At 72.9% G+C, this 25,225-nt stretch carries 23 protein-coding genes and 1 pseudogene; 14 read left to right on the forward strand and 10 right to left on the reverse strand.

Annotated elements, in window-relative coordinates; all coding sequences use genetic code 11:
* Positions 1-35: 35 nt before the first annotated feature.
* Positions 36-1,628, reverse strand: coding sequence for an MFS transporter (locus QA802_RS12815; protein WP_334521445.1), 1,593 nt, complete (start codon positions 1,626-1,628; stop codon positions 36-38).
* Between the two features lie 180 nt (positions 1,629-1,808).
* Here QA802_RS12815 and panB point away from each other — a divergent pair, with 180 nt between their 5' ends.
* The 3 genes from panB (at position 1,809) to QA802_RS12830 (ending at position 5,107) form a co-directional block, all read left to right on the forward strand.
* A complete protein-coding gene (gene panB / locus QA802_RS12820) occupies positions 1,809-2,684 on the forward strand; it encodes a 3-methyl-2-oxobutanoate hydroxymethyltransferase (RefSeq protein ID WP_334521447.1) in 876 nt (291 codons plus the stop codon).
* Positions 2,685-3,263: 579 nt separating this feature from the next.
* Positions 3,264-4,292, forward strand: coding sequence for an ATP-binding cassette domain-containing protein (locus tag QA802_RS12825; protein ID WP_334521450.1), 1,029 nt, complete (start codon positions 3,264-3,266; stop codon positions 4,290-4,292).
* Positions 4,289-5,107, forward strand: a complete 819-nt coding sequence (locus QA802_RS12830) for an ABC transporter permease (protein ID WP_334521453.1) — start codon at positions 4,289-4,291, stop codon at positions 5,105-5,107. The genes QA802_RS12825 and QA802_RS12830 overlap by 4 nt, the downstream gene beginning before the upstream one ends.
* A 31-nt stretch (positions 5,108-5,138) precedes the next feature.
* Here the strand turns inward: QA802_RS12830 and QA802_RS12835 are convergent, their stop codons facing one another.
* A complete protein-coding gene (locus tag QA802_RS12835) occupies positions 5,139-8,687 on the reverse strand; it encodes an AfsR/SARP family transcriptional regulator (RefSeq protein WP_334521456.1) in 3,549 nt (1,182 codons plus the stop codon).
* 187 nt (positions 8,688-8,874) lie between these two features.
* Here QA802_RS12835 and QA802_RS12840 point away from each other — a divergent pair, with 187 nt between their 5' ends.
* Positions 8,875-9,675 (forward strand): site-2 protease family protein, encoded by an 801-nt coding sequence (locus QA802_RS12840; RefSeq protein ID WP_334521459.1) that lies wholly within the window; start codon positions 8,875-8,877, stop codon positions 9,673-9,675.
* Here QA802_RS12840 and QA802_RS12845 read toward each other — a convergent pair.
* Positions 9,665-9,883: a hypothetical protein gene (locus QA802_RS12845; protein WP_319170972.1), complete on the reverse strand. Its 219-nt coding sequence runs from the start codon at positions 9,881-9,883 to the stop codon at positions 9,665-9,667. The two genes, QA802_RS12840 and QA802_RS12845, sit on opposite strands and share 11 nt — an antisense overlap.
* A gap of 89 nt (positions 9,884-9,972) precedes the next feature.
* Positions 9,973-10,701, reverse strand: coding sequence for an NADPH-dependent F420 reductase (gene npdG, locus QA802_RS12850; RefSeq protein WP_334521464.1), 729 nt, complete (start codon positions 10,699-10,701; stop codon positions 9,973-9,975).
* 102 nt (positions 10,702-10,803) lie between these two features.
* On the opposite strand from npdG, the gene QA802_RS12855 reads away from it, so the two are divergent.
* Both QA802_RS12855 and QA802_RS12860 read left to right on the forward strand, forming a co-directional pair.
* Complete coding sequence (locus QA802_RS12855; protein WP_334521467.1) at positions 10,804-11,418, forward strand: hypothetical protein; 615 nt, start codon at positions 10,804-10,806, stop codon at positions 11,416-11,418.
* 182 nt (positions 11,419-11,600) lie between these two features.
* Positions 11,601-11,852, forward strand: a pseudogene (locus QA802_RS12860) (MFS transporter); the annotation flags it as partial.
* Between the two features lie 77 nt (positions 11,853-11,929).
* On the opposite strand, the gene QA802_RS12865 reads toward QA802_RS12860, so the two are convergent.
* Complete coding sequence (locus QA802_RS12865) at positions 11,930-12,163, reverse strand: hypothetical protein (protein WP_306952897.1); 234 nt, start codon at positions 12,161-12,163, stop codon at positions 11,930-11,932.
* Between the two features lie 57 nt (positions 12,164-12,220).
* On the opposite strand from QA802_RS12865, the gene map reads away from it, so the two are divergent.
* Entirely contained in the window at positions 12,221-13,078 is an 858-nt protein-coding gene (gene map, locus QA802_RS12870; RefSeq protein ID WP_334521473.1) for a type I methionyl aminopeptidase, read from the forward strand.
* Positions 13,079-13,237: 159 nt separating this feature from the next.
* On the opposite strand, the gene QA802_RS12875 is transcribed toward map, so the two are convergent.
* Positions 13,238-13,882, reverse strand: coding sequence for a PhzF family phenazine biosynthesis protein (locus tag QA802_RS12875; protein WP_334521476.1), 645 nt, complete (start codon positions 13,880-13,882; stop codon positions 13,238-13,240).
* 257 nt (positions 13,883-14,139) lie between these two features.
* On the opposite strand from QA802_RS12875, the gene efeO reads away from it, so the two are divergent.
* Genes efeO through QA802_RS12895 form a run of 4 tightly spaced genes read left to right on the forward strand, consistent with a single transcriptional unit; the run spans position 14,140 to position 18,473 of the window.
* On the forward strand, positions 14,140-15,288 hold the full coding sequence (efeO, locus tag QA802_RS12880) for an iron uptake system protein EfeO (protein WP_334521478.1): 1,149 nt from the start codon (positions 14,140-14,142) through the stop codon (positions 15,286-15,288).
* Between the two features lie 43 nt (positions 15,289-15,331).
* Entirely contained in the window at positions 15,332-16,615 is a 1,284-nt protein-coding gene (gene efeB / locus QA802_RS12885; protein WP_443042272.1) for an iron uptake transporter deferrochelatase/peroxidase subunit, read from the forward strand.
* A 3-nt stretch (positions 16,616-16,618) separates the two neighbouring features.
* Positions 16,619-17,512, forward strand: a complete 894-nt coding sequence (gene efeU / locus QA802_RS12890; RefSeq protein ID WP_334521483.1) for an iron uptake transporter permease EfeU — start codon at positions 16,619-16,621, stop codon at positions 17,510-17,512.
* Positions 17,451-18,473 carry an SCO2278 family lipoprotein gene (locus QA802_RS12895; protein ID WP_334521486.1) on the forward strand — a complete coding sequence of 341 codons (1,023 nt, stop codon included), beginning with the start codon at positions 17,451-17,453 and terminating at the stop codon, positions 18,471-18,473. The genes efeU and QA802_RS12895 overlap by 62 nt, the downstream gene beginning before the upstream one ends.
* A gap of 123 nt (positions 18,474-18,596) precedes the next feature.
* Here QA802_RS12895 and QA802_RS12900 read toward each other — a convergent pair whose 3' ends face one another.
* The 3 genes from QA802_RS12900 to QA802_RS12910 all read right to left on the reverse strand — a co-directional run bounded on the left by QA802_RS12900 (position 18,597) and on the right by QA802_RS12910 (position 21,197).
* Positions 18,597-19,334 carry a bifunctional DNA primase/polymerase gene (locus tag QA802_RS12900; protein WP_334521488.1) on the reverse strand — a complete coding sequence of 246 codons (738 nt, stop codon included), beginning with the start codon at positions 19,332-19,334 and terminating at the stop codon, positions 18,597-18,599.
* A gap of 136 nt (positions 19,335-19,470) precedes the next feature.
* Entirely contained in the window at positions 19,471-20,103 is a 633-nt protein-coding gene (locus QA802_RS12905; RefSeq protein WP_334521490.1) for a TetR/AcrR family transcriptional regulator, read from the reverse strand.
* A 92-nt stretch (positions 20,104-20,195) separates the two neighbouring features.
* Positions 20,196-21,197 (reverse strand): Gfo/Idh/MocA family protein, encoded by a 1,002-nt coding sequence (locus QA802_RS12910; RefSeq protein ID WP_334521491.1) that lies wholly within the window; start codon positions 21,195-21,197, stop codon positions 20,196-20,198.
* 87 nt (positions 21,198-21,284) lie between these two features.
* Between QA802_RS12910 and QA802_RS12915 the strand changes: the two genes are divergently transcribed.
* The 3 genes from QA802_RS12915 to QA802_RS12925 all read left to right on the forward strand — a co-directional run bounded on the left by QA802_RS12915 (position 21,285) and on the right by QA802_RS12925 (position 24,802).
* Positions 21,285-22,619 carry a multidrug effflux MFS transporter gene (locus QA802_RS12915; protein WP_334521493.1) on the forward strand — a complete coding sequence of 445 codons (1,335 nt, stop codon included), beginning with the start codon at positions 21,285-21,287 and terminating at the stop codon, positions 22,617-22,619.
* The gene (locus tag QA802_RS12920; protein ID WP_443042273.1) at positions 22,544-23,740 is read left to right on the forward strand and encodes a serine hydrolase domain-containing protein; all 1,197 of its coding nucleotides are present in this window, start codon (positions 22,544-22,546) and stop codon (positions 23,738-23,740) included. Before QA802_RS12915 ends, QA802_RS12920 begins: the two co-directional genes overlap by 76 nt.
* A 66-nt stretch (positions 23,741-23,806) precedes the next feature.
* A complete protein-coding gene (locus tag QA802_RS12925) occupies positions 23,807-24,802 on the forward strand; it encodes a small ribosomal subunit Rsm22 family protein (protein ID WP_334521495.1) in 996 nt (331 codons plus the stop codon).
* Here QA802_RS12925 and QA802_RS12930 read toward each other — a convergent pair.
* A complete protein-coding gene (locus QA802_RS12930; protein ID WP_319170949.1) occupies positions 24,739-25,176 on the reverse strand; it encodes a hypothetical protein in 438 nt (145 codons plus the stop codon). The two genes, QA802_RS12925 and QA802_RS12930, sit on opposite strands and share 64 nt — an antisense overlap.
* Between the last annotated feature and the right edge of the window lie 49 nt (positions 25,177-25,225).

Raw genomic sequence — 25,225 nt, forward strand, 5'->3', positions numbered from 1 at the left:
GCGACCGTCCGCCGCACCCGCCCGCCCGCGGGCCACTACGACGTGGTGCGGGCCGGCTCCTCCTCCTCGGCTTCGGCGGGCGCGCCCTTCGGGCGGCCCGGCAGGAACGCGGCGACGACGGCCGCGCCCACGAGCGCCACTGAGGCCCCGCACAGGGCGGTGACGTGCATGGCGTGCAGGAAGGCGTCGTCGGCGGGGCCGACCAGCTCCCTGCCCCGGTCGCCGAGGCGCGCGGCGACCCCCAGCGTGGCCTCGATCGACTCGCCCGCCGTGTGGCGCAGCCCCTCCGGCACCGCGCCCAGGCTGCCTTCGATCCCGTCGCGGTACGACGCCGACAGCACCGAGCCGAGGACGGCGATGCCGAGCGCGCCGCCGACCTGGCGGAAGGTGTTGCTCAGCGCGGAGGCCGAGCCGGCCTTCTCGCGGGGCAGGGCCTGCATGATGACCACGCTGGTCGGGGTCATGATGTGGGCCATTCCGGCGCCCATGCAGAAGAAGACGACCTCCAGCACCCAGATCGGGGTGTCCGCCTCCAGCAGGGCGAACGCCGCCAGTGTCGCGGTGAGCAGGAGCATGGCCGCCGTGGTCGTGGCCCTGACCCCTATGCGGTCCACGACGAGCCGGGCGCGCGGCGCGAAGATCAGCTGGGCGGCGGCCAGCGGCAGCAGCAGCAGGCCGGTCTGCAGCGGCGTGTAGCCGCGCACGCTCTGGGTGTAGAAGACCGAGAAGAACGTCACGCCCATCAGCGCGAAGAAGACGAGCGCGATGACGGAGATCGCGGCCGAGAACACCTTGTTCCGGAAGTACCCGACGTCGACGGAGGGATGGTCGCTGCGCTTCTCGAACACCACGAACGCGGCGAGGACCGCCAGTCCGGACCCTATGGTCACGAGCACGGTCGGGTCGGTGAAGTCGGCCAGTTCGCCGCCCTTGATGATGCCGTAGACGAGCAGGACGAGGCCGACGACCGACAGGGCGACGCCGACGGGGTCGAGGCGGCCGGGGTTCGGGTCGCGGGACTCGGGCACCAGCCACAGCATCAGCCCGAACGCGAGCAGCACGATGGGCACGTTGATGAGGAACACCGAGCCCCACCAGAAGTGCGCGAGGAGCAGACCGCCGGTGATCGGCCCGATCGCGATGGCGAGCCCGACGCCGCCCGCCCAGATGCCGATCGCCTTGGGCTGCTCGTCGCGCTCGAAGACGTTCATCAGGACGGCGAGGGTGGCGGGCATCACGAAGGCGGCGCCGAGGGCCATCAGCGCGCGGAAGGCGATGAGCTGGGCGGGCGTGCCCGACTCGGCCGCGAGCGCGGAGCCGATGCCGAACACGGCGAGCCCGCCGAGCAGGACCTTCTTGCGGCCGACGCGGTCGCCGAGGAGTCCCGCGGAGAACAGCAGTCCCGCGAAGACGAGCGTGTAGGCGTTGATCGCCCACTCCAGCTCGCTCTGGGTGGCGCCGAGGCCGGTCGGGGCGGGCGTCGAGATCGTCTTGATCGCGACGTTCAGGATCGAGTTGTCGAGCACCACGATCAGCAGGCTCAGCATCAGGACGCCGAGAATCGCCCAACGACGCCGGTGCACCGCTTCCGGTATCCGCGGAGCGGCGGGGACGGCAGGAGTAGTCATGGCGACGAGCATAGGCGTTTCCGATACGGAACCGTCTCGTATCGGAAAGATGGAGCGTGTTTCTTACTGAGGCTTTACCCACAGGGGGCGCTCTGGCTCTCGCCCGGGCGAAGTGCCACCATGGGCAGTGGTCCGGGGACGCCGTGAGGGCGCCTCGAGATGACGTTAGGAGCCGTTGCCATGACGCAGCTCTCGGCTGCCCGGAATGCCCCGCAGAAGCCCACCGACGGCAGCAACGCGCTGTACGGGGGCAAGGGCACCCGCCGTATCACCGTGCGCGACATCGCCCTCGCCAAGGAGCGCGGCGAGAAGTGGCCCATGCTGACCGCGTACGACGCGATGACCGCGTCCGTCTTCGACGAGGCCGGGATCCCGGTGATGCTCGTCGGCGACTCGGCGGGCAACTGCCACCTCGGGTACGAGACGACCGTTCCCGTCACCCTCGACGAGATGACCATGCTGTCCGCGGCGGTCGTGCGGGGCACCTCCCGCGCGCTGATCGTCGGCGACCTGCCCTTCGGCTCCTACCAGGAGGGTCCGGTGCAGGCGCTGCGCTCGGCGACGCGCCTGGTGAAGGAGGCCGGGGTCGGGGCCGTGAAGCTGGAGGGCGGCGAGCGCTCGCACCGCCAGATCGAGCTCCTCGTCGAGTCCGGCATCCCGGTCATGGCGCACATCGGCCTGACCCCGCAGTCCGTGAACGCGATGGGTTACCGCGTGCAGGGGCGCGGCGAGGAGGCGGCCCAGCAGCTGCTGCGGGACGCCAAGGCCGTGCAGGACGCGGGCGCGTTCGCGGTGGTGCTGGAACTGGTCCCTGCGGAGCTGGCGTCCGAGGTCACACGAGTGCTGCACATCCCGACCGTGGGCATCGGCGCCGGCCCGGAGACGGACGCCCAGGTGCTGGTGTGGACCGACATGCTCGGGCTGACCGGGGGCCGGGTGCCGAAGTTCGTCAAGCAGTACGCGAACCTGCGTGAGGTCATGGGCGGCGCGGCGAAGGCGTTCGCCGAGGACGTCGTCGGCGGAACGTTCCCGCAGGACGAGCACAGCGTCCACTGAGCCGGCCGCGTCGGCAGGGCGGGCGGGCTCCGACAGGGCGGGTGCCGGCCTGATCGGGGTGGCAGTCCCACGGACCCGTCCGCGCGGCCGGGTCCGCTGGCCGGGTCCGCAGGTCCGGTCCGCTGGCCGGGTCCGCAGGTCCGGTCCGCTGGCCGGGTCCGCAGGTCCGATCCGCTGGCCGGGTCCGCAGGTCCGGTCCGCTGGCCGGGTCCGCAGGTCCGATCCGCTGGCCGGGTCCGCAGGTCCGATCCGCTGGCCGGGTCCGCAGGTCCGATCCGCTGGCCGGGTCCGCAGGTCCGATCCGCTGGCCGGGTCCGCAGGTCCGATCCGCTGGCCGGGTCGGCAGGGCGAGGCTGGCCGTCGGCGCACGGCGGCCGGGGCAGTGGGCGCGCGCTGTGGGTTGGGCGGTGCCGGCCGTGCGCCGGCCCGGTGTCGGCGGACCGTCGGAGTTCCCGTCTCACTTCCCGTCGGAGGTCTGTCGGACGTCTGTCGGAGTTCCGTCGGTGGTCTGCCGGAGCCGGTGGGACGCTGTCGGCGCCGTGTCGGGGGTCTGTCGGCGACCGTTGACATGGTTCTGGCATGACGCGAATCGACAACAACCCCAGCGACGCGGGCAGCGCCGTGACCGTCCGGGGGCTGGTCAAGCACTACGGCGCGACCAAGGCGCTGGACGGCGTCGACCTGGACGTGCGCGAGGGCACCGTGATGGGGGTCCTCGGGCCGAACGGCGCCGGGAAGACCACCCTCGTCCGTATCCTGTCCACCCTGCTGGCCGCCGACCGCGGCCGGGCGACCGTCGCCGGCTACGACGTCGCGGCCCAGCCCCGGCAGCTGCGCCGGGTGATCGGCCTCACCGGTCAGTACGCCTCCGTCGACGAGAAGCTCCCCGGGTGGGAGAACCTGTACCTCATCGGCCGGCTGCTCGACCTGCCCCGCAAGGACGCCCGGGCCCGCGCCGACGAGCTGCTGGAGCGCTTCTCCCTCACCGAGGCCGCCAGGCGGCCCGTGGCCACCTACTCCGGCGGCATGCGGCGGCGGCTCGACCTCGCCGCGTCGATGATCGGACGGCCGAGCGTGCTGTTCCTCGACGAGCCCACCACGGGGCTGGACCCCCGCACCCGCAACGAGGTGTGGACCGAGGTCAAGTCCATGGTCGGGGACGGCGTGACCGTCCTGCTGACCACCCAGTACATGGAGGAAGCCGAGCAGCTCGCCTCCGAGCTGACCGTCGTCGACCGGGGCAAGGTCATCGCGGGCGGCGGCATCGACGAGCTGAAGGCCCGGGTCGGCGGCCGCACCCTGCGGATCCGGCCCGCCGACCCGCTCCAGCTGCGACCGCTGGCGAGCCGGCTCGACGAGCTCGGCATCACCGGCCTCGCCGCCACCGTCGTGGACGCCGAACGCGGTTCGGTCCTGGTGCCGGTGCTGAGCGACGAACAGCTGACCGCCGTCATCGGCGCGGTCAGCGCCCGCGGCATCACCCTCGCCTCCCTCACCACCGAACTGCCCAGCCTGGACGAGGTGTTCCTCTCCCTCACCGGCCACCGCGCCGGCTCCTCCCTCATCGACGCCACGCCCACCGAGACCCGCGAGGAGGTCGCCGTATGAGCGCGGCCACGATCGACTTCAGCACGGCCGCCGACAAGCGCATCCCGCTGCGCAGCCACCTGCGGCACACCGGCGCGCTCATCCGCCGCAACCTGCTGTGGATCCGGCAGGACCCGGAGTCGATGTTCGACGCCGTCCTCTTCCCGGTGATCTTCACGCTGCTCTTCGTGTACGTCTTCGGCGGCTCCATCGGGCAGTCGCTGGGCGGCGGTCAGGAGGCGTACGTGCAGTACGTCATTCCCGGGCTGCTGGCCATGATGGGGATGAACATGGCGCAGGGCGTGGGCACCGGCTTCAACACGGACTTCAACTCCGGTGTCATGGACCGCTTCCGGTCGCTGCCCATCGGGCGGGGCTCGGTGCTCTTCGCCAAGATCGTCGTGGAGCTGATGCGCATGCTGGTCGCGTGCGCGATCCTCATGGTGGTGGCCGTCCTGGTGGGCTTCGACATCACCCACTGGCCCGGTCTCTTCGCCGCCGTCGGGCTGGCCACGGTGTTCGGCTCGGCCCTGATGTGGGTGTTCCTCACGCTCGGCGTGATCATGAAGAACGCGCAGTCCGTGCAGGCGATGGGCTTCCTGGTGCTGATGCCGCTGCAGTTCGGCTCGTCGATCTTCGCGCCGACCCGGTCGATGCCGGGCTGGCTGCAGAACTTCACCGCCTACAACCCGCTGTCCGCGCTCGCCGACGCGGCGCGCGGGCTCATGGTGGGCGGTCCGGTCGCGCACGGCCTGTGGGTGACGCTCGCCTGGTCGGCGGGGCTCACCGCGGTGATGGCGCCGGTCGCGATCCACAAGTTCCGCACCAAGACCTGAGCCGCGGGCGGCCCGGGGTGGCCCGGACTCGTCACACCAGGGCGGTGGCCTCCTCGTAGGAGAGGCCGCCGCCCTCGGCGTACGCCCGCTCGAAACGTTCGTCGCCGAGCACGGCGCGGGTGCGGCTCAGGGCGAGTTCACGGGCCTCGCGCTCCAGGCGCGGCGGGACGTGGCGCGGCGGCAGCAGGGCGGCGGCGGCCCCGAGGCAGCGGGCGCCGGCGTCCGCGCCTGCGTCCGCGCCGGGTTCCGCGCCGCCGTCCAGGCCGCTGAGGGCGGTCGCGGCGATGCACAGGTAGAAGGAGCGCAGGTGCGGGGCGACGGCCTGGGACACCGGATCGGTCGCCCGGCCGAGGGCGGACCTGATCACGGGCAGCGCCTGCTCGTACTGCCCGTCGACCACCTCCAGCCAGGCCTCCGCGCCCAGGATGAACGCGTCGAAGACCGCGAAGTGCCCGAAGGTGAAGCATTCGCGGAGCCGCCGGAGTTGTTCGCGCCCCTCGGTGATGCGCCCGACCGAGCCGAGCCAGCCGGCCAGGAAGAGGTGGGCCGCGGGAACTGCCTCGTTGCCGCCGTGCGCCGGCCCGTCGATCACCTCGCGCAGCAGGCGCTCACCCTGCTCCTCGTCGCCCGCCTCCAGCAGCACGCTGCCCAGCCTGGCGCCGAGGACCGCCGACTGGGCGCGGGCGCCGAGCTGTTCGGCGTGCGTCCTGGCGCCCACGTAGTCGTCGGCGGCGCGGCGGTAGTCGCCCAGCCGCTCATGGGCCTCCGCGCGCGCGGACAGGGCTTCCGCGGCGCCCCACACGTCGCCGAGACGGCGGAAGATCTCCAGGGCCTCGTCCGCGTCGCGGAAGGCGTTGCCGGCCCAGTCGGCCCGGTTGGCGAGAATGTTGGCGCGCATCTGCAGGCAGGACGCGAGCTCCCACTCGTAACCGGGCGTCCGGCGGCAGGTGTCCACGTTGGCGTCGACGATGGTGCGCATGCGGCCCGTGTCACCGGTCAGCACCACGGCGAAGAACCAGAGCAGGCCGGGCGCGCGGCAGGTCTGCGGGAGACCGGGCTCGTAGGCCTGCGCGATCAGGGCCAGTTTGCGCTGTGCCGCCGGGGTCTGCCAGAGATCCAACTGGTTCTCCATGCAGGCGAGATGGGCCAGATGGACGCCGCGCCGGGCCTCCAGGAGGGTCTCGCCGGTGAGCGGCGGCGGGGAGTCGGTGCAGGGCTTCCACACCGGGGCGGCCCGGCGCAGGGGCTCGGCGAAGGGGTCGGGACCAAGGGCCATGACCTCGGCGCACCAGACTCCGGCCTCGAGGCGCAGGTCCCGCATCTGCCAGTACCAGACGAGGGACAGCGTCAGGCTGAGCGCCTCCTGCTCGTCGCGGGCGTCGACCGCGCGGCGCAGCGCGGTGCGCAGGTTCTCGTACTCCAGCTGGATGCGTTCGGCGGCCTCGCGCTGACCGGGGCCGCGCAGCAACGGCTCGTTGGCGCGGGCGAGTTCGCGGTAGTACGTCAGATGCGCGCGCTCGGCGGCGGCCCGTCCGCCCGACTCGTCCAGCCGCTCGGCCGCGTACTCGGCGACCGTCTCGAGCAGCCGGTAGCGCATGTCCCCGCCCGGCGTCGGGGCGGCGACGACGAGGGACTTGTCGACCAGCGAGGCGAGGGTGTCGAGGGGGTCACGGGGCGTGCGGAGCGCGTGGGGGTCGCGGGGGGCGTGCGGGGCGCGGGACGGCCGGCCCGCGCGGGCGTCCCGCACGTCGCCGCGGCCGCCGTCCTCCTCGGCACCGCCCGCCTCGCCGCCCACGGCTGTGGCTCCGTCGCCACCGGGAGTGGCGCCGCACACGGCCTCCACGGCGGCGAGGTCGCAGCCGCGCGCGAAGACCGACAGCCGGGCCAGGACGTCGCGTTCGTCCTCGTCGAGCAGGTCCCAGGACCAGTCGACGACGGCCCGCAGGGTCTGCTGACGCGGCAGCACCGTGCGGCTGCCGGAGGTGAGGAGGCGGAAGCGGTCGTCGAGCCGGTCGGCGACCTGGCGTGGCGTCAGCATGCGCAACCGGGCGGCGGCCAGCTCGAGGGCGAGGGGCAGACCGTCCAGACGCCGGCAGATCTCGGCGCAGGCCTCGGGGTCGTCCTCGGTGCGAAAGCCCGGCCGGGCGGCCGCGCCCCGGTCGGCGAGCAGCCGCAGGGCGACCGGCTCGGGCAGCGGATCCAGCGGCCGCAGCCTCTCGCCGGGCACGCCGAGCGGCTCACGGCTGGTGGCCAGCACCGTCACCCGCGGGCAGCGCGCCAGCAGTTCCTCGACGAGCCTGGCGGCCGCCTCCACCACGTGCTCGCAGTTGTCGAGCACGATCAGCATGCGGCGCCGGGCGCAGTGCTCGACCAGGCGCTCCACGGGGTCGCCATGGCGTTCGGCGGCGGCCCGCAGTTCCTCGGCGCCGGCGCCGTACAGCACGGTCTCGCGGGCTCCCACGGCGGTGAGGACGGCCTGCGGCACGGCGTCCGGGTCGGCGACGGGCGCGAGTTCGGCCAGCCACACGCCGTCGCTCGCGATGTCCCGTACGGTTTCGGCGGCCTCCTGCGACAACCGTGTCTTGCCGGCACCCCCGGGCCCGAGCAGGGTGACGAGCCGCGCGCCGGCCAGGTCCTCCCGGATGGCCGCGATGTCGTCCTCCCGGCCGACGAAGGAGGTGAGCCGGGCCCGAAGATTGCCGGGCCGCGCGGGCGGGACGACGGACCCGGCGGCGGCCGGACCCGGCGACTGCGGGGTGAGTGACTCTGCGCGCGAGGACCGCGGCTCAGGGGCAGGCGACTTCGCGTGCGGGATCCGCGGGGTGAGTGACTCCGCGTGCGGGGACCGCGGACCGGGGTCGAGCAACTCCGCGTGGAGTGCGCGGAGTTCGGGGCCGGGGTCGGCGCCGAGCCGGTCGGCCAGCAGTCGGCGCACCTCGTCGTAGGCGACCAGCGCCTGGGCGGTGCGGCCCGCGTCGCGCAGGGCGCGCAGGCGCAGGGCCTGGAGGGGCTCGTCCAGGGGGTGCGCGTCGCACAGGACGGTGAGTTCGGGCACCGACTGCCCGGCCTGGCCCTGGGCGAGCGCGGCGGTGTGGCGGGCGCGCAGCGCGTCGAGCCGGCGGGCCTCCCAGCGGGCGGCCTCGGCGGTCCGGTCGGGCAGGTCGGCGAGGGCTGGACCCTGCCAGAGGGCGAGCGCGTCGTCCAGGAGGACGGCCGCCTTGGCCGGGTCGCCGTCGGCGAGGGCGCGGACGCCGTCGGCGGTCAGCCGCTCGAAACGGTGCAGGTCGACGTCGTCAGGGGCGGCGGCCAGCCGGTAGCCGCCCTCGGCGGAGTCGATCGCGTGCGCCCCGAGGGCCCGGCGCAGCCGGCCGACCAGCGCCTGCAGCGCGCCCGGCGCGTCGGCGGGCGGGTCACCCGCCCACACCTCCTCCACCAGCAGCCCCGCGGGAAAGCTGCGGCCGGCCCGCAGGGCCAGCACGGTGAGCAGCGCGCGCAGCCGCGCTCCGCCGACGGCGACGGAACTTCCGTCCGGACGGAGTGCCTGGGTGGTGCCGAGGATGCGATAGCGCACGGGGTTCATTCTCTCCGGTGGGATCGTGGTCGGTCACGGGGTTCCGTCGGGGTGGCGCGAGCGGCCGCCGCGCGGCAGGGCGGCCGCACCGGAACCGAAGGCGTGGACGGGACGTTTCTCCTGTACGCCACGTCCGGGTACGGTCGGGCAGTTCCACCCGCGCGTGCCGGACGCGCGAACCGATCCAGGGGGCTCCATGACCACCGCCACCTCCCGCCGCAGCGAGCGGCGGGTCAGTCCCGTCTTCCTGGGGATCCTGGCCGTCACCGCGGTCACGGGCTGGGCCACCTGGACCGGGTTCGCCGAGCTGCCGGGCCTGGCGGTGTTCCTGTTCGTGACGGCGGCGTGGATCGTGTCGCTGTGTCTGCACGAGTACGCGCACGCCCGTACCGCTCTGCACAGCGGGGACATCTCGGTCGGCGCGAAGGGGTACCTGACGCTCAACCCGCTGAAGTACACGCACGCCCTGCTCAGCATCGTGCTGCCGGTCATCTTCGTGATCATGGGCGGGATCGGTCTGCCGGGCGGCGCCGTCTTCATCGAGCGCGGGCGGATCCGCGGGCGGTGGCGGCACAGCCTGATCTCGGCGGCGGGTCCGCTGACCAACGTGCTGTTCGCGGTGGTGTGCACGGCGCCCTTCTGGCTGGACGCGCTGGACGGGGTGCCGGCCGACTTCCGGTACGCGCTCGGTTTCCTCGCCCTGCTCCAGGTCACGGCGGCGATCCTGAACTTCCTGCCGGTGCCGGGGCTGGACGGCTACGGGGTGATCGAGCCCTGGCTGTCGTACAACGTGAAGCGGCAGGTGGAGCCGTTCGCGCCGTTCGGGCTGCTGTTCGTGTTCGCGCTGCTGTGGGTGCCGGCGGTGAACGGCGTGTTCTTCGACATGATCGACGCGGTGCTGCGCGCCCTCGGGATCAGCGACTTCGACACATACTGCGGTCAGTCGCTGTACCGCTTCTGGCAGGGCACGAACGACTACTGCGCGGTCAGCCCGTGACGTCGGCGCCAGCCGGCCGGCGGACCTTGTCGCGCTTCATGTAATACCAGGTCATGTTGGACGACAGGCCCGCGAGCAGCACCCAGACGATGCCCAGGAAGCTGCCCTGGACGAAGGAGACGACCGCCGCGGCCACCGCGAGCACACAGACGACGAGGCTGTAGAGGGCGAGTCGCCGGGCCGTTCGGGACGGGGGAAGGGGGGACATGGTGCGGTTCTCCTGTCGAAGGGACACGGCTCGGGGGCGCGGCTCGGGGGACACGGCTGGACGGGCTCCGACCAGTGTCCCCCATGCGCTCAGACGTCCGTGACGCGCAGCCCGGCGTGGGCCTTGTAGCGGCGGTTGACCGAGATCAGGTTGGCGACCAGGGACTCCACCTGGTGGGCATTGCGCAGCCGGCCGGCGAAGACGCCGCGCATGCCGGGGATGCGGCCGGCCAGCGCCTGCACGATCTCCACGTCGGCCCGCTCCTCGCCGAGGACCATCACGTCGGTGTCGATCTCGTCGATCTCCGGGTCCTGGAGCAGGACGGCCGACAGGTGGTGGAAGGCGGCGGCGACCCGGGAGTCGGGCAGCAGGGCGGCGGCCTGCTCGGCGGCGCTGCCCTCCTCCGGCTTGAGCGCGTAGGCGCCCTTCTTGTCGAAGCCGAGCGGGTTGACGCAGTCGACGACGAGCTTGCCGGCCAGTTCCTCGCGCAGGGAGTCCAGGGTCTTGCCGTGGCCGTCCCACGGGACGGCGACGATCACGATGTCGCTGCGGCGCGCGGTCTCGGCGTTGTCGGCGCCCTCGACGCCGTGGCCGAGTTCCTCGGCGGCGGCCAGGGCGCGGTCGGCGGCACGCGAGCCGATGATCACCTTCTGGCCGGCCTTGGCGAGCCGGTAGGCGAGGCCCTTGCCCTGCGGCCCGGTGCCGCCGAGCACGCCGACGACCAGTCCGGAGACGTCTGGGAGGTCCCACGGGTCCTTCGCGGGCGCCTTCGCCGGCGCGCCCGCGGAGGCGTTTCGTGCACTGTCGGTAGAGGTCATGGGCCGACTTTACGTGGGGGCGTGCGGCGGTCTTCCCCACGTCGGGTGAATGGGGGGCGATCGCCGGGCGGCGGCGGCCGGACTGCGACAGCATGCGGCGGCATGGACGCCGTACGGGTCGCGTTGCTGCGTGAGGTGCTCGCCGGGACCGAGTGGCTGGGGGCCACCCGGCGGTTCGCGGCGGTGCTGCGGGGGTCGGTGGTGTCGCACGGGGGCGGGCTGCTGTTGGTCGGCTCGGCGCGGTACGAGCCCTGGCATCTGGCGGCGCATCTGGTCGACGAGGCCGCGTGGTCGGGCACTCGGGAACTGGCGCCGACGCTGGTGCGGCATCACCCTCGCCCGACGGACCCGGCGCACCTGGCGGTCGGCCTGGGCCGGATCGAGGCGGCGCGGCGCGGCGAGACGCTGCTGGTGGCGACGCCGGCGGGGGACGCGCCGCTGTTGGAGCGGGTGTCGGACGCCCGGCGGGCCGGCGTCACGATCCTGGCGCTCGGTGTCGGCAAGGGCGTCGGCGTCGGCGAGGCGGAGCTGACGGCCCTGGCGCACGAGACGCTGGCCGTCCCGGACGGCTCCGCGCTGGACCTGGACACAGTGCAGCACCTGGTGAGCGCGGCGGCCGGCGAGACGCTGCCCCCGACCCGGGGACGCCGGCGGTTCCGGGACCGTCTCTCCCACCTCGCCGAACGCCTGACAGCCCCACCCCCACCCGCCTGGTGACCACCCCGACCCGCAGGGGCGGGGACGGGCGGGGGTGACCCAAGGGCCCGGCCCGGCGGCAAGGTCGGCCCGGCGGCAGGGGCGGCCCGGCGGCAGGGGCGGCCGATGGCAGGGGCAACCGGTGGCGTCGTAGGGGAAAGGCAGTTGCCGCTCTCTCCCGAGACGGCCGAGCATGGCCCCTCGTGACCGACGACGACACCCCGGCCGCTCCCGCTCCCCCGCCCTCCGGTCTGCGTGCGCTGCTCCCCGATCTCGCCCCCTGGCGGGCCTCCCGGGATTTCCGGCGGCTGTGGGTCTCGGGGACGATCTCCGGGTTCGGGACCTTCCTCACGTTTGTGGCGCTGCCGGTGCAGGTGAAGGAGCTGACCGGGTCGGCCGCCGCGGTCGGCGCGATCGGGGCCGTGGAGCTGGTGCCGCTCGTGGTGTCCGGGCTGTAGAGCGGACGAACGAGCACGCGGTGCGGCTGCGCGCGCAACGCGCCGCCGCGCCCTCGTCGGCGCTGGACGGCTGATCAGCCGCCGTCCGGCGCTCCGCCCTTGGGGGCGTCGTGCCACTTGGGGTCGTTCTCCCATTCGAGGTTGCGCTCGCGGGCTGTCTCCATCGCGTGCTCGGCCTCCCCGCGGGTTGCGTAGGGGCCGAAGCGGTCCTTGCCCGGGCAGTCGGGGCCCTCTTCGACCTTCTTGTGCTCCAGGCAGTAGTACCACTCGCCCGGCTTGCCTGCGGTCCGCTTCTTGAACAGGGGCATGACGGCTCCTCTCGCCATCGTCATGTTCCCCCATGGCCGCTCGTTAGACTCACTGGCATGTCTGGCCAGTCACTGCTCGTCCCAGGCGAGCTGTCCCCCACCCGTTCCGTGCCCGGAAACATCCGCCGGCCCGAGTACGTCGGCAAGCCCGCGCCGACGCCGTACACCGGGCCGGAGGTGCAGACGCCGGAGACGATCGAGGCGATGCGCCGGGCCGGCCGGATCGCCGCGCGGGCGATGGAGGAGGCGGCGAAGCTGATCTCCCCGGGCGTCACCACCGACGAGCTGGACAGGGTCGCGCACGAGTACATGTGCGATCACGGCGCCTACCCGTCGACGCTCGGCTACCGCGGCTTCCCGAAGTCCCTGTGCACGAGCGTGAACGAGGTGATCTGCCACGGCATCCCGGACTCGACGGTCCTGCGCGACGGCGACATCGTCAACCTGGACGTGACGGCGTACATCGGCGGGGTGCACGGCGACAACAACGCCACGTACCTGGTGGGGGACGTGGACGAGGAGTCGCGGCTGCTGGTGGAGCGGACCCGGGAGTCGCTGGAGCGGGCGATCAAGGCGGTCAGGCCCGGCCGGCAGATCAACATCATCGGGCGGGTCATCGAGTCGTACGCGAAGCGGTTCGGGTACGGGGTGGTCCGCGACTTCACCGGCCACGGCATCAACTCGTCGTTCCACTCCGGGCTGATCGTCCCGCACTACGACAGTCCGCACGCGACGACCGTCATCCAGTCCGGGATGACGTTCACGATCGAGCCGATGCTGACGCTGGGCACCCACGAGTACGACATGTGGGACGACGGCTGGACCGTCGTGACCAAGGACCGCAGGCGGACGGCTCAGTTCGAGCACACGCTCGTCGTGACGGACAGCGGCGCGGAGATCCTGACGCTGCCGTAGTCGGACGCCGGGTGGCGGACGCCGGACGCCGTACACGAACGGGCCCTCTCGCTTCTCTGCGAGGGGGCCCGTTCGTCGCACCAGGTCGGGGCGTTCAGGTCAGGACGTTCAGGTCAGGGCGTTCAGGTCGGTCGGGTCGGAAGCGGTCGCAGTGCTTGCTCAACGCTCGAGGAAGACCCGCCCGCCGATCTCCACCCAGCCGTACGGCTGCGGGGCCGTGAGGATCTGGGAGCCCGCGCCCTGGGTGATGTTCAGGGCCCGGCCGAGGCGTTCGGTGAGCAGCAGCGCCGCGGCGCCCGTCGCCTCGTCCTCCTCGATGCCGTCGTCCCGGCCGGGAAAGCCGCGGGCGCGGATCCGGCCGGCCGGCTCGTCCTCCCAGGCCCACGCGTAGATCCACTCGCCCTTCGGCGGCACGGGCAGGTCGTCGACCTCGGCGGCGGTGGCGTACTGGCGCAGGGTGCGCGGCGGGGCCCACTCGGCGCGGGCCTCGATCCAGGTGAACTCCCCGTCCTGGCGGGCGCCGACGAGTCCAGCGGGGGTGACGAGCTCGGGCACGTCGAGCAGCCAGCCGGCGCCCACGCACGGGTGGCCCGCGAAGGGCAGCCGCAGGGTGGGCGTGTAGATGTCGATGACGCCGCGCTCGGGGTCGTCGACGAACACGGTCTCGCTGAAGCCGAGTTTGGCCGCGAGCTCCTGACGGTCCTCGCGCTCGGGCAGCACCGAGCCTTCGCGCACCACGCCCAGTTCGTTGCCGTAGCCGCCGTTCGGCGCGCAGAAGACGCGGAGCACGTCGTAATCAGTCACCGGTGAATTGAAGCACTGCCGGGGGCGGCGTACGGCGATCCCGGCGGCCGGGAAAACGGAATCCTTGAATCTTCTTTGACCTTTCCTTGACGTCCGTTTTGGCACTCCGTGATCCACTCGTGCTCTTACAGCGTCTATGAGAGCTGAATCACGGCCCGGACGGGTATCACGCAGGTAAGCCTTGGATAAGTTAGGCGAGCCTCACCAATCCGTGTGAGCCCTGTCACGTGATTTTCCAGCCACCGCCGGGAGCCCGAATGCAAGCCGCCCGACTCTCCGTCGTCACCGCCGTCGCCGTGGTGACGGCCCTGACCGCCGTCACGGCCTGCACCTCGAAAAGCGGGGACGACGACGGCGAGCGGGTCATCGCGGTGACCGCCACCGACTCCGAGTGCGAGACCTCCAAGAAGGAGATCTCCGCCGGCCACGTCGAGCTCGCCATCGAGAACAAGGGCTCCAAGGTCACCGAGGTCTACATCCTCTTCCCGGACGACCGGGTGGTCAGCGAGCGCGAGAACATCGGCCCCGGCACCAAGCAGCGGGTCACCGCCGAGGTGAAGGCCGGCACCTACGAGATCGCCTGCAAGCCGGGCATGAAGGGCGACGGCATCCGCCAGGCCCTCAAGGTCTCCGGCGGCGGTTCCACCGCCAAGCGCGACCCCCGCCTGGACAAGGCCGTGGCCGCCTACCGCGCCTACGCGCAGGCCCAGGCCGACGAGACGCTTCCCAAGGTCGCCACCTTCGTCGCGGCGGTCAAGGCCGGGGACCTCGAGGCTGCGAAGAAGGCCTACGCGCCCTCCCGCATCGGCTGGGAGCGCACCGAGCCGGTCGCGGAGTCCTTCGGCGACATCGACCCGAAGGTCGACGTCCGCGCCGACGGCCTCGAGGCCGGCCAGAAGTGGACCGGCTGGCACCGGCTGGAGAAGGCGATCTGGCAGGACAAGAAGATCGGCGCCGAGGAGAAGACCCTCGCCGACCAACTGGTCACCGACCTGACCGACTGGCAGAAGCGGGTCGGCAAGGCCGAGATCACCCCGACCTCCATGGCCAACGGCGCCAAGGAGCTCCTCGACGAGGTCGCCACCGGCAAGGTCACCGGCGAGGAGGAGCGCTACTCGCACACCGACCTCGTCGACTTCAAGGCCAACGTCGAGGGCGCGCAGCAGTCGTACGAGCTGCTGAAGCCGGTCGCCCAGGAGAACGACCCGGCCCTGGTCACCGAGCTGGACAAGCAGTTCGCCGCGCTGAACGCGCTGCTGGACGCCTACCGGCCGAACGCCACGTCCTACGAGTTCACCGCGTACGACAAGGTCGGCGCCGCCGACCGCAAGAAGCTGTCGGACGGGGTCAACGCGCTCGCGGAGCCGCTGTCCAAGCTCGCCGCCGCCGTCGCCGTCGTCAAGTAACCGAACAGCATCCGAGGGGCCAGGAGACATGACGGAGCCGGACATGACGAAGTCGGACGTGACCGAGTCGGACGTGACGGAGTCGGACGTCCAGGGCGCCGGCCCGTCGCGGCGGTCGCTGATCGGCTGGGGCGGGGCCGGGCTCGCGCTCGGCGCCGCCGCGGCGGGCGGCGCGGTCGCGATGACCCGCACCGGCGACGACGTCGCCCCGGTGGCCGCCGATACGGGCGCCGCGGTCGACTTCCACGGCGCGTACCAGGCGGGCATCGCCACGCCCGTGCAGGACCGGCTGCACTTCGCCGCGTTCGACGTGACGACCAAGGACCGCGCCGAGTTCGTCCAGCTGCTGAAGGACTGGACCGAGGCGGCGCGCCGGATGACGGCCGGGAAGGCGGTCGGCGAGGGCGCGTTCGGCGGCCTCCCCGAGGCGCCGCCGGACGACACCGGTGAGGCGCTGGGTCTCAAGCCGTCCCGGCTGACCCTGACGGTCGGCTTCGGCCCCTCCCTGTTCACGAAGTTCGACCTCGCCGCCCGGCGGCCGGACGCCCTCGTCGACCTGCCCGCCTTCGCCGGCGACGCGCTCGACGCGGCGCGCTCCAACGGCGACCTGTGCGTCCAGGCCTGCGCGGACGATCCGCAGGTCGCCGTGCACGCGATCCGCAACCTGGCCCGGATCGGCATGGGCAAGGTCGTCATCCGCTGGTCCCAGCTCGGCTTCGGCAAGACCTCCTCCACCACGCCGGAGGCGCAGACCCCGCGCAACCTGATGGGCTTCAAGGACGGCACCCGCAACATCGCGGGCACCGAGACCGACCGGCTGAAGAAGTTCGTGTGGGTCGGCGAGAAGGACGGTCCCGACTGGATGACGGGCGGCTCCTACCTCGTGGCCCGGCGCATCCGGATGCACATCGAGACCTGGGACCGCACCTCGCTGCAGGAGCAGGAGGACATCTTCGGCCGGGACAAGGGCGAAGGCGCTCCGGTGGGCAAGGCGAAGGAGCACGACGAGCCGTTCCTGAAGGCGATGAAGCCCGACGCGCACGTGCGGCTCGCGCACCCCGACTCCAACCAGGGGGCGACGATCCTGCGCCGCGGCTACTCCTTCACCGACGGCACCGACGGGCTGGGCCGGCTGGAGGCGGGCCTGTTCTTCCTCGCCTACATGCGCGACGTGGGCAACGGCTTCGTGCGCATCCAGCGGCACCTGGCCACCGACGCCCTCAACGAGTACATCCAGCACGTGGGTTCGGCCGTCTTCGCCGTCCCGCCGGGCGTCCGCGACAAGGACGACTGGTGGGGCCGCACGCTGTTCTCCAAGGAGGCGTAGCCCGTGTTCTCCAACTACCTGATCGGACTGCGCGAAGGCCTGGAGGCCAGCCTCGTCGTCTGCATCCTCATCGCCTACCTGGTGAAGACCGAGCGCCGCGACGCGCTGAAGCCGGTGTGGGCGGGCGTCGGCGTCGCCGTGGTCATCGCGCTGGCCTTCGGCTGCGTCCTCGAATTCGGCTCGCAGGAGCTGACGTTCAAGGCGCAGGAGGCGCTCGGCGGTTCCCTGTCGATCGTCGCGGTCGCACTGGTGACGTGGATGGTGTTCTGGATGCGGCGCACCGCCCGGCACCTGAAGGCGGAGCTGCACGGCAAGCTGGACGCGGCGCTCGCCATGGGCACCGGCGCGCTGGTGGCCACCGCGTTCCTCGCGGTCGGCCGGGAGGGCCTGGAGACGGCCCTGTTCGTGTGGACGTCCGTGCACGCGGCCGGCGACGGCACCCCGCGCCCGCTGATCGGCGCGGCGCTGGGCCTCGCGACGGCCGTCCTGCTGGGCTGGCTGTTCTACCGCGGAGCGCTGCGGATCAACCTGGCGAGGTTCTTCACCTGGACGGGCGGCATGCTCGTCGTGGTGGCCGCCGGCGTCCTCGCGTACGGCGTCCACGACCTCCAGGAGGCCGACTGGGTCCCGGGGCTGACGGAGAAAGCCTTCGACGTCAGCGACACGATCCCGCCCGACAGCTGGTACGGGACGCTGCTGAAGGGCGTGTTCAACTTCCAGCCCGATCCGACGGTCGTCCAGGTCACGGTGTGGCTCCTGTACCTGATCCCGACGCTCGCCCTGTTCCTCGCCCCGGTAGGGTTCGCCTCCGGGAAGGGGAAGGTGAAGTCAGCTGATGAGCAGCGAACGCAGCCTGACGAGCGGAGCTCCGAGCAGGCGCAGGCCCCGAAGGCGTGACCGGTACGCGCTGATCGCGGCCTCACTCACCGCCGTCTCGCTCCTGGCGAGCGGCTGCGTGGTGGTCCACGGGGAGCGCGAGGTGCTCCCGGGCGCCACGGCGAAGGAGGCCGCGAAGGCGGTCGAACGGTTCACGGACGCGTACAACAAGGCTGACGCCGCGTACGACGCCTCCCTGGACGCCGAGTACACCACCGGGGCCCTCGGGGCCATCGACGCGGCGCGGTTGAAGGCGGGACGCGTCAACAACCCGGGCGGCAACCCGGATCACAAGCCGCTGGTGCTGTCCGACGTGTCGTACACGATCCCCGAGAAGGCCGGCTGGCCGCGCTGGTTCGTCGCCGACGCGAAGGGCAACAAGGGCGGTGGCGCGCGCTGGCTGCTGGTGTTCACCCGCGACGCGCTGTCGCAGCCGTGGCAGGCGACGTACCTGACGCTGGTGGCGCCGGGCTCGCTGCCGAAGTTCGAGAAGGACGAGGACGGTTGGGCGCAGGCGGTGCCGGCCGACACCACCCGGCTGGCGCTGGCGCCCGAGGACCTGAGCCAGGACTACACCGAGTACCTGCAGACCGGCGGGGGCGCGTTCGCGGACGGCCCGTACACCAGCGCGCTGCGCGCCACCCGCGCCAAGAACACCAGCCGGCCGGGGCTCGCGACGCAGTACATCGACGAGCAGCTCACCGAGGGCGACTACGCGCCGCTGGCGCTGCGCACCGCGGACGGCGGGGCGCTGGTGTTCTTCACCACGCACCACTACGTGAAGCAGACGGCCGCGCAGGGCGCCGCCGTGCCCACCCCGAACAAGAGCGTGCAGGCGCTGACGACGGGGGAGATCAAGCAGTCGCTGACGATGGAGTTCGTCGCAGGCGAGGTCGCGCTGGCCCCTGCGAAGGGCTCCGCCGGAGGGAAGGTGTCGCTGCTCAGCCGGCTCGAGGGGCTGACGACGGCGAAGGGCGAGTGACGCCCCGCGGCGGCGTGGACGGCGGGACCAGGGACGGCCGGGTCGGGGCTCCCCATCGGTGACGGGCCGGGGGCCGGAGGCGGGGGCACGGAGACCGGGGGCGGGGCCCGAGAGCCCGGTCACTCAGCGGTGCAGGGGCCAGGCGGCGGCGCTGTGGTCCGGGGTTTCGCCGACGTGGCGGGCGCACGCGTCGGTGAGGATCTCCAGGAGCGTCAGCGGGTCGGGCAGCGGGTGTTCGGGGCCGCGCAGCCAGTGCACGCTCTGGCCGTCGTCGCCGGGCAGCCGGGCGGGCGGCACGAGGACGTAGGAGCCCCGGCAGTGCCAGCGCAGGCCGGGGTGCTCGTCCATGGTCTCGGGGTGGCAGTCCAGCTCACAGGGCCACCACTCGTCCTCGTCCTCGGGGGTGCCGCGGGTGAGGGTGAAGAAGAGCAGCCGCCCGTCGTCACTGACGGCGACCGGGCCGACGTCGACGCCGGCGTCCAGCAGCCGCTCGAGGGCCGCCCGGCCGGCTTCCAGGGGCACGTCGAGGACGTCGTGCGTCATACCGGTGGCGGTGATGAAGTTGGCCTGCGGCTGATGGCGGGCCCAGCGCTCGATCTGGGCGCGGTCGGTGGTGGACTGCGTCTGCCAGGCGAACGACACCGGGTGCCGGGCGGGGGTCGGACAGCCGACCCGGTCGCAGGAGCAGCCGTAGCCGGGGGCCGGGTACGCGGCGGGTGCAAGCGGGAGACCCGCTCCGGCGGCGGCCAGCAGCAGGACCTCACGGCCGTCTTCGCCCAGGGGCTCCGCCGGGCCGCTCGCGCGCAGCCACTCGGAGAGTTTGCCCCACAGGCCGGACCGGCCGCCGATCTCCGCGCTCATCTGTCCCCTCGCCTCGCTGTGGTGCGGACAGCATGCCTCATGGTCCCACCATCCTGTGCATCGGGGGTCCGGAGCCGTGAATCGGGTCAGGTGGGACGGGTGTGATCAGAGTGGCCCATGTGGTGCTCGGTCGCGGTCACCGTGGAGCGAGTCCGTGCAGGGCGTAGTCGACGAGGGTGTCGGTGTACTCGTAGGAGATCGGGCCGGTGTACTGCAGCCAGCGCTGGGCGAGTGGCGAGACGAAGAACTCGAGGGCGATGCGCAGGTCGAGGTCGGCGCGGACCTGTCCGGCCTCCTGGGCGGCGCGCAGCCGGTCCACGTAGAGCTGGAGGGACGGCTCCAGGAGCTTCGCCGTGAACTCGCGGCCGACCTGCTCGTCGACCACGCCCTCGGCGGCCAGGGCACGGGACGGCGCCTCGAACCTGGGGTCCGTGAGCTGGTCGACGGTGGCCCGCAGCACGGCCTTGAGGTCTGCGGCGAGGTCGCCGGTGTCGGGGATGGCGTACGGCTCGTGCTCCGCCGCCCCCGCTTCCCGCGCCGCCTGCTCCCCGAGGTCGAGGAAGGCCTCCAGCAGGACGTCGGCCTTCGATCCCCACCAGCGGTAGATGGTCTGCTTGCCGACGCCGGCCCGGGCCGCGATGCCCTCGATGGTCGTCTTCGGATAGCCGACCTCCACGACGAGGGCGAGGGCGGCGTCGTAGATCGCGCGCCGTGAGCGTTCGCTGCGGCGGGAGGTGTCGGGGGCCGGCTTTCCGGACTGGGTGACCATGCTCCGACGGTACCAAGCGGGTGAGACGGTCCGTCTCGGGAGCGGGGAGCGGCCGGGCGGGCTCGGGTGCGGCCGGGCGGGCTCGGGTGCGGTCAGGCGTCCTCGCCGGGGTAGCGCACCCCGATCCGCTCCCGGACGGCGTCCAGGGTGCGCATGACGGCGAGGCTGCCGTCGAGCGGGACGAGCGGGGACTCGGTCTCGCCGGCCCGCAGGGCACGCATGACCTCGCGGGCCTCGTGCCGGAACGTGGTGCGGGGCCCGTCTGCCGGGTCCCCGGCGAACTCCTCGGGGTCGTGCCCGGCCCGGTGCAGGACGATCCGGTCGGGGTGGAAGAAGCCGGCCGGGATGTCGATGCGGCCGCGCGAGCCGGTGACCGAGGCGGTGGTGCCGGTGCCGCCGGAGACGGAGCAGTGCAGTGCGGCGAGCGCGCCGGAGTCCCAGGACAGGGCCAGCGCCGTCTGGAGGTCGACGCCCTCGGCGGACAGGACCGCCTGGGCGGCGATGCCCGACGGCTCGCCGAGCAGCAGGTGGGCGAAGGAGACCGGATAGACGCCGAGGTCGAGGAGGGCGCCGCCGCCCTGGGCGGGGTCGCGCAGCCGGTGCGAGGGCGGGAAGGGCCCCTCGAGGCCGAAGTCGGCCTGCACGGTGCGGACGTCGCCTATCGCGCCGTCGTCCACGAGGGCCTTGAGGCGGCGGATGACCGGGTTGCAGTACATCCACATGGCCTCCATGAGGAAGCGGCCGCCCGACCTGGCAAGCCCCACGAGTTCCTCGGCCTCGCGCACGTTCAGCGTGAACGCCTTCTCGCACAGCACGTTCCGCCCGGCCTCCAGGCAGAGTCCGGCGGCGACGCGGTGGGCGGCGTGCGGGGTGGCGACGTAGACGACGTCGATGTCCTCGTCGGCGGCGAGCGCGGCCCAGTCGCCGTAGGCGCGGGGTATGCCGAACCGGTCGGCGAACGCCTTCGCGGAGGCCTCGGTGCGTGAGGCGACGGCCACGACCTCGGCGTCGGGCAGGTCGATCAGGTCCGCGGTGAACGCGGCGGCGATCCCGCCGGTCGCCAGGATTCCCCACCGCACCGTGTCCGTCGTCATACCGTGCCCCGCCCTCGTCCCGTCCCAGCAGTGTGTTCGAGCTGAGAGCATAGGTGGCCGAGACGTCGGAGAGGGAGGGGCGACCGCATGCCGGAGGGTGGGGCCGTGGACCCGGCGGCGCCGGAAGCGGTCGTGACGCAGTCAGTGCTGCCGTCGGTGCGGGAGCGGCGCCGGACCGGACTGCTCGTCACCCTCGTGCTGGGCGGGCTGACGGCCACTCCCCCGCTGTCGATGGACATGTACCTCCCGGCGCTGCCCGAGGTCACCCGCTCGCTGCACGCGCCCGCGGCGACCGTGCAGCTCACGCTGACCGCGTGCCTGGCCGGCATGGCGCTCGGGCAGCTGGTGGTGGGGCCGATGAGCGACCGGTGGGGGCGCCGGCGTCCGCTGCTCGCCGGGCTCGCGGTGTACGTCGTGGCGACCGTGCTGTGCGCGCTGGCGCCGACGGTGGAGGCGCTGGTCGCCTTCCGGCTGGTGCAGGGGCTCGCGGGCGCGGCCGGGATCGTGATCGCGCGGGCCGTGGTGCGTGACCTGTACGACGGCGTGGCGATGGCCCGCTTCTTCTCCACCCTGATGCTGATCTCCGGGGTCGCCCCGGTGGTGGCGCCTCTGATCGGCGCGCAGATCCTGCGCGGCACCGACTGGCGGGGCGTGTTCGTGCTGCTCGCGGCGGTGGGGCTGCTGCTGGCCGCGCTGGTGTGGGCCAGGCTGCCGGAGACGCTGCCCGTCGCCGAGCGGCAGGAGGGCGGGGTCGGCGAGGCGCTGCGCTCGATGCGCCGGCTGCTGTCCGACGCGCCCTTCACGGGATATCTGCTCACCGGCGGCTTCGCCTTCGCCGCGCTGTTCGCGTACATCTCCGCCTCGCCGTTCGTGGTCCAGGAGATCTACGGCGCCTCCCCGCAGACGTTCGGTCTGCTGTTCGGCGTGAACTCGGTCGGGCTGGTGCTGATCGGCCAGGTCAACGGCAAGGTGCTGGTGGGCCGGGTGCGGCTGGACCGGGTGCTGGCCGTCGGGCTGGCGACGGTGACGCTGGCCGCGGCCGCGCTGCTGCTCATGACGACCGGTGTGTTCGGCGAGGTGGGGCTGACGCCGGTGGCCGTCGCGCTGTTCGTGCTGATGTCCGCGATGGGCGTCACCCTGCCCAACGCGCAGACCCTCGCCCTGCTGCGCGTGCGGCACTCCGCCGGTTCCGCCTCGGCGCTGCTGGGCACGTCGTCCTTCCTCATCGGCGCGATCGCGTCCCCGCTCGTCGGTGTCGCCGGCGAGCGCACCGCCGTCCCGATGGCGGTCGTCCAGCTGACGGCCGTACTGGTGGCGTCGGCCTGTTTCGTGGCGCTGTGCCGTCCCTGGCGTACGAGAGCGGGAGACTCGAGGACGGCGGATTCGAGAACGGCGGATTCGAGAGCGGGAGAAGAGAGCTGAGCACGCCGAGACTGCGCGTCGACACACCGGAACGGGCCGGGCTCGACCCCGAGGAGACGCGGCTGCTCGTCCGCGACGTCGTGGACCTCACCGCCGGGGACCACCCGTGGGCGGCGGGCGCGGTGGTGGTCGCCGGGCGCGGCCCGGTGATCGCGGTGCGGGAGGCGGCGGGCTGGGCGGTGCGGTACTCGGCGTACGATCCGGCGGCCGACGCGGGCGTGGAACTGCCCGCCGGGGAGCGGGTGCCGATGGCCGTGGACACGCCCTTCGACCTGGCCTCCCTCACCAAGCTGTTCACGTCGGTGGCGGCAGTGCAGCAGATCGAGCGCGGCACGCTCGGCATCGACGCGCTCGTCGGCGCCTACCTGCCGGACTTCCGCGGGGCCGCCGAGCACGGCGTCACCGTCCGCCAACTCCTCACCCACACCTCCGGGCTGCGCCCCGAGCTGCCCCTGTACGACTGCGCCGACGTCGGGGAGCGGATGGCGCTGCTCCGCGCGGAGGCGCCGTCCGGCGAACCGGGCCGATACCTGTACTCCGACCTGAACATGCTGCTGCTCCAGCAACTCCTGGAGCGGCTGACCGGCCGCACGCTCGACGTCCTCGTGCACGAGGGGATCACCCGTCCGCTGGGAATGACGGCGACCGGTTTCGGCCCCTGCCCCGGCGCGGCGGCCACCGAGGACCAGCGCCGGCCGTGGGCCCGGGCGGACCGGGGCATGCTGCGGGGCGAGGTGCACGACGAGAACACGTGGGCGCTGGGCGGGGTCGCCGGTCACGCGGGCCTGTTCTCCACCGGCGACGACCTTGCGGTGTTCTGCCGGACCCTGCTGGCGGGCGGCTCGTACGGCACCGCCCGCATCATCGGCCCCGACTTCGTGGAGCTGCTGCTGACGCCCCCGGGACTGGGGTTCGCGGTGGACCAGCCGTGGTTCATGGGCGAGCTGGCGGGCGAGGGCGCAGCCGGGCACACCGGGTTCACGGGAACGTCGCTGGTGCTGGACCCGGCGACGGACACCTTCGTGGTCCTGCTGGCCAACACGGTCCACCCGGTACGCCGGACACCGGACAGCACGCCGCGGGCGCTGGCGGGGACGCGGCTGGCGATGGCGGTGCGGTAAAGGGCTGCTGGTGCGATAAGGGGCTGGTGGTCGGGGGCGGTCCGGGGAACCTGAGAAAATCGCCGGGTGAACGTCTCCGTACCCGCCGCCGACACCCTCCGCACCGCGCTCGCGGAGCTTCTCGACGGGCTGCCGCCCCGGCAGGCCGCGCAGGCAGTCGACCGGCTCATCGCCAGCTACCGGGGGGCCACCCCCACCGACGCGCCCATCCTGCGCGACCGCGCGGACGTGGCGGCCTACGCCGCGTACCGGATGCCGGCGACCTTCGAGGCGGTGTCCTCGGCGCTGGAGGCGTTCGCGGACGCGGTCCCGCGGTGGACGCCGGGCAGCCATGTGGACGTCGGCGGCGGCACCGGCGCCGCGACCTGGGCGGTGAGCGCGGTCTGGGAGGGCACGCGCCCGGTGACCGTCCTCGACTGGGCGGAGCCCGCGCTGGCCCTCGGCCGGGAGATCGCCGCCGCGAACCCGGCGCTGGCGGACGCCCGTTGGCAGCGCGCCCGGATCGGCTCGGCGCTCGCGCTGGACCCGGCGGACCTGGTCACCGTCTCCTACGTCCTCAACGAGCTGCCCGCCGCCGACCGGGCCACCCTCGTGGACGCCGCCGCGTCGGCCGCGCAGGCCGTCGTGATCGTCGAACCGGGCACCCCCGACGGCTACGCCCGCGTGATCGAGGCCCGTGACCGGCTGATCGGCGCCGGTTTCCGGGTGGCCGCCCCCTGCCCGCACAGCGCGGCCTGCCCGATCGTCCCCGGCACCGACTGGTGCCACTTCTCGGCCCGGGTCAGCCGCTCCTCCCTGCACCGCCAGGTCAAGGGCGGCTCCCTCCCCTACGAGGACGAGAAGTTCGCCTACGTCGCCGCCGCCCGCTTCCCGGTCACTCCCGCCCCCTCCCGCGTCGTCCGCCGCCCCCAGATCCGCAAGGGCCAGGTCCTCCTCGACCTGTGCGAGCCCGACGAGCAGCTGAGCCGCACCACGGTGACGAAGAAACACGGCGACCTCTACAAGGCGGCCCGCGACGCGGACTGGGGTGACACCTGGCCCCCGGCCCCGCCCGGCGACTGAGTCCGCCCCGAAGTCCTGGTCCCCCGCTCGAGGAAGGACCCCGTTCTCAGCCTCTCGTAGGCGGGTTCGGCTCTCGCCATCCAGGCGTCCACGTCGGCCGCCATCGAGGGGAACTTCTCCTTGAGAGGTTCCGCCAGCTCGCGGATCTCCTCCCACGAATCGGCCAGATACGTCTCGCTCTCCAAGCCGATCGCGACGGCCGCCCGGAACGGATCGTCCGACCGTAGCCACCGTCTCCCCACCTCGATGATCTGCGCCACGTCAGCGGCGTCGATGATCCACGACATGGAGAGCAGCTGCTCGGAGACGAACCCGGGGGTCACGTTCGCAGCCCGGTGCTCGACAAGGAAGTCCATGACGTCCTCGACCTTCACGGTCACCACCTCCGCTAGACGCGCCACTCATAAGGGTTCGGATCGGATC

Origin of the sequence: Streptomyces sp. B21-105, from assembly GCF_036898465.1 — a bacterium.
Classification (GTDB): domain Bacteria; phylum Actinomycetota; class Actinomycetes; order Streptomycetales; family Streptomycetaceae; genus Streptomyces.

What these genes read in the sequence shown, in the direction of transcription:
- QA802_RS12825 (WP_334521450.1), top strand. Translation starts at nt 3,264, where the DNA reads ATGACGCGAATCGACAACAACCCCAGCGACGCGGGCAGCGCCGTGACC.
- efeB (WP_443042272.1), top strand. Translation starts at nt 15,332, where the DNA reads ATGACGAAGTCGGACGTGACCGAGTCGGACGTGACGGAGTCGGACGTC.
- QA802_RS12815 (WP_334521445.1), bottom strand. Translation starts at nt 1,628, where the DNA reads ATGACTACTCCTGCCGTCCCCGCCGCTCCGCGGATACCGGAAGCGGTG.
- QA802_RS12905 (WP_334521490.1), bottom strand. Translation starts at nt 20,103, where the DNA reads ATGGTCACCCAGTCCGGAAAGCCGGCCCCCGACACCTCCCGCCGCAGC.
- QA802_RS12915 (WP_334521493.1), top strand. Translation starts at nt 21,285, where the DNA reads ATGCCGGAGGGTGGGGCCGTGGACCCGGCGGCGCCGGAAGCGGTCGTG.
- QA802_RS12830 (WP_334521453.1), top strand. Translation starts at nt 4,289, where the DNA reads ATGAGCGCGGCCACGATCGACTTCAGCACGGCCGCCGACAAGCGCATC.
- QA802_RS12895 (WP_334521486.1), top strand. Translation starts at nt 17,451, where the DNA reads ATGAGCAGCGAACGCAGCCTGACGAGCGGAGCTCCGAGCAGGCGCAGG.
- npdG (WP_334521464.1), bottom strand. Translation starts at nt 10,701, where the DNA reads ATGACCTCTACCGACAGTGCACGAAACGCCTCCGCGGGCGCGCCGGCG.
- QA802_RS12840 (WP_334521459.1), top strand. Translation starts at nt 8,875, where the DNA reads ATGACCACCGCCACCTCCCGCCGCAGCGAGCGGCGGGTCAGTCCCGTC.
- QA802_RS12865 (WP_306952897.1), bottom strand. Translation starts at nt 12,163, where the DNA reads ATGCCCCTGTTCAAGAAGCGGACCGCAGGCAAGCCGGGCGAGTGGTAC.
- map (WP_334521473.1), top strand. Translation starts at nt 12,221, where the DNA reads ATGTCTGGCCAGTCACTGCTCGTCCCAGGCGAGCTGTCCCCCACCCGT.
- panB (WP_334521447.1), top strand. Translation starts at nt 1,809, where the DNA reads ATGACGCAGCTCTCGGCTGCCCGGAATGCCCCGCAGAAGCCCACCGAC.
- efeO (WP_334521478.1), top strand. Translation starts at nt 14,140, where the DNA reads ATGCAAGCCGCCCGACTCTCCGTCGTCACCGCCGTCGCCGTGGTGACG.
- QA802_RS12835 (WP_334521456.1), bottom strand. Translation starts at nt 8,687, where the DNA reads ATGAACCCCGTGCGCTATCGCATCCTCGGCACCACCCAGGCACTCCGT.
- QA802_RS12910 (WP_334521491.1), bottom strand. Translation starts at nt 21,197, where the DNA reads ATGACGACGGACACGGTGCGGTGGGGAATCCTGGCGACCGGCGGGATC.
- QA802_RS12855 (WP_334521467.1), top strand. Translation starts at nt 10,804, where the DNA reads ATGGACGCCGTACGGGTCGCGTTGCTGCGTGAGGTGCTCGCCGGGACC.
- QA802_RS12900 (WP_334521488.1), bottom strand. Translation starts at nt 19,334, where the DNA reads ATGAGCGCGGAGATCGGCGGCCGGTCCGGCCTGTGGGGCAAACTCTCC.
- QA802_RS12845 (WP_319170972.1), bottom strand. Translation starts at nt 9,883, where the DNA reads ATGTCCCCCCTTCCCCCGTCCCGAACGGCCCGGCGACTCGCCCTCTAC.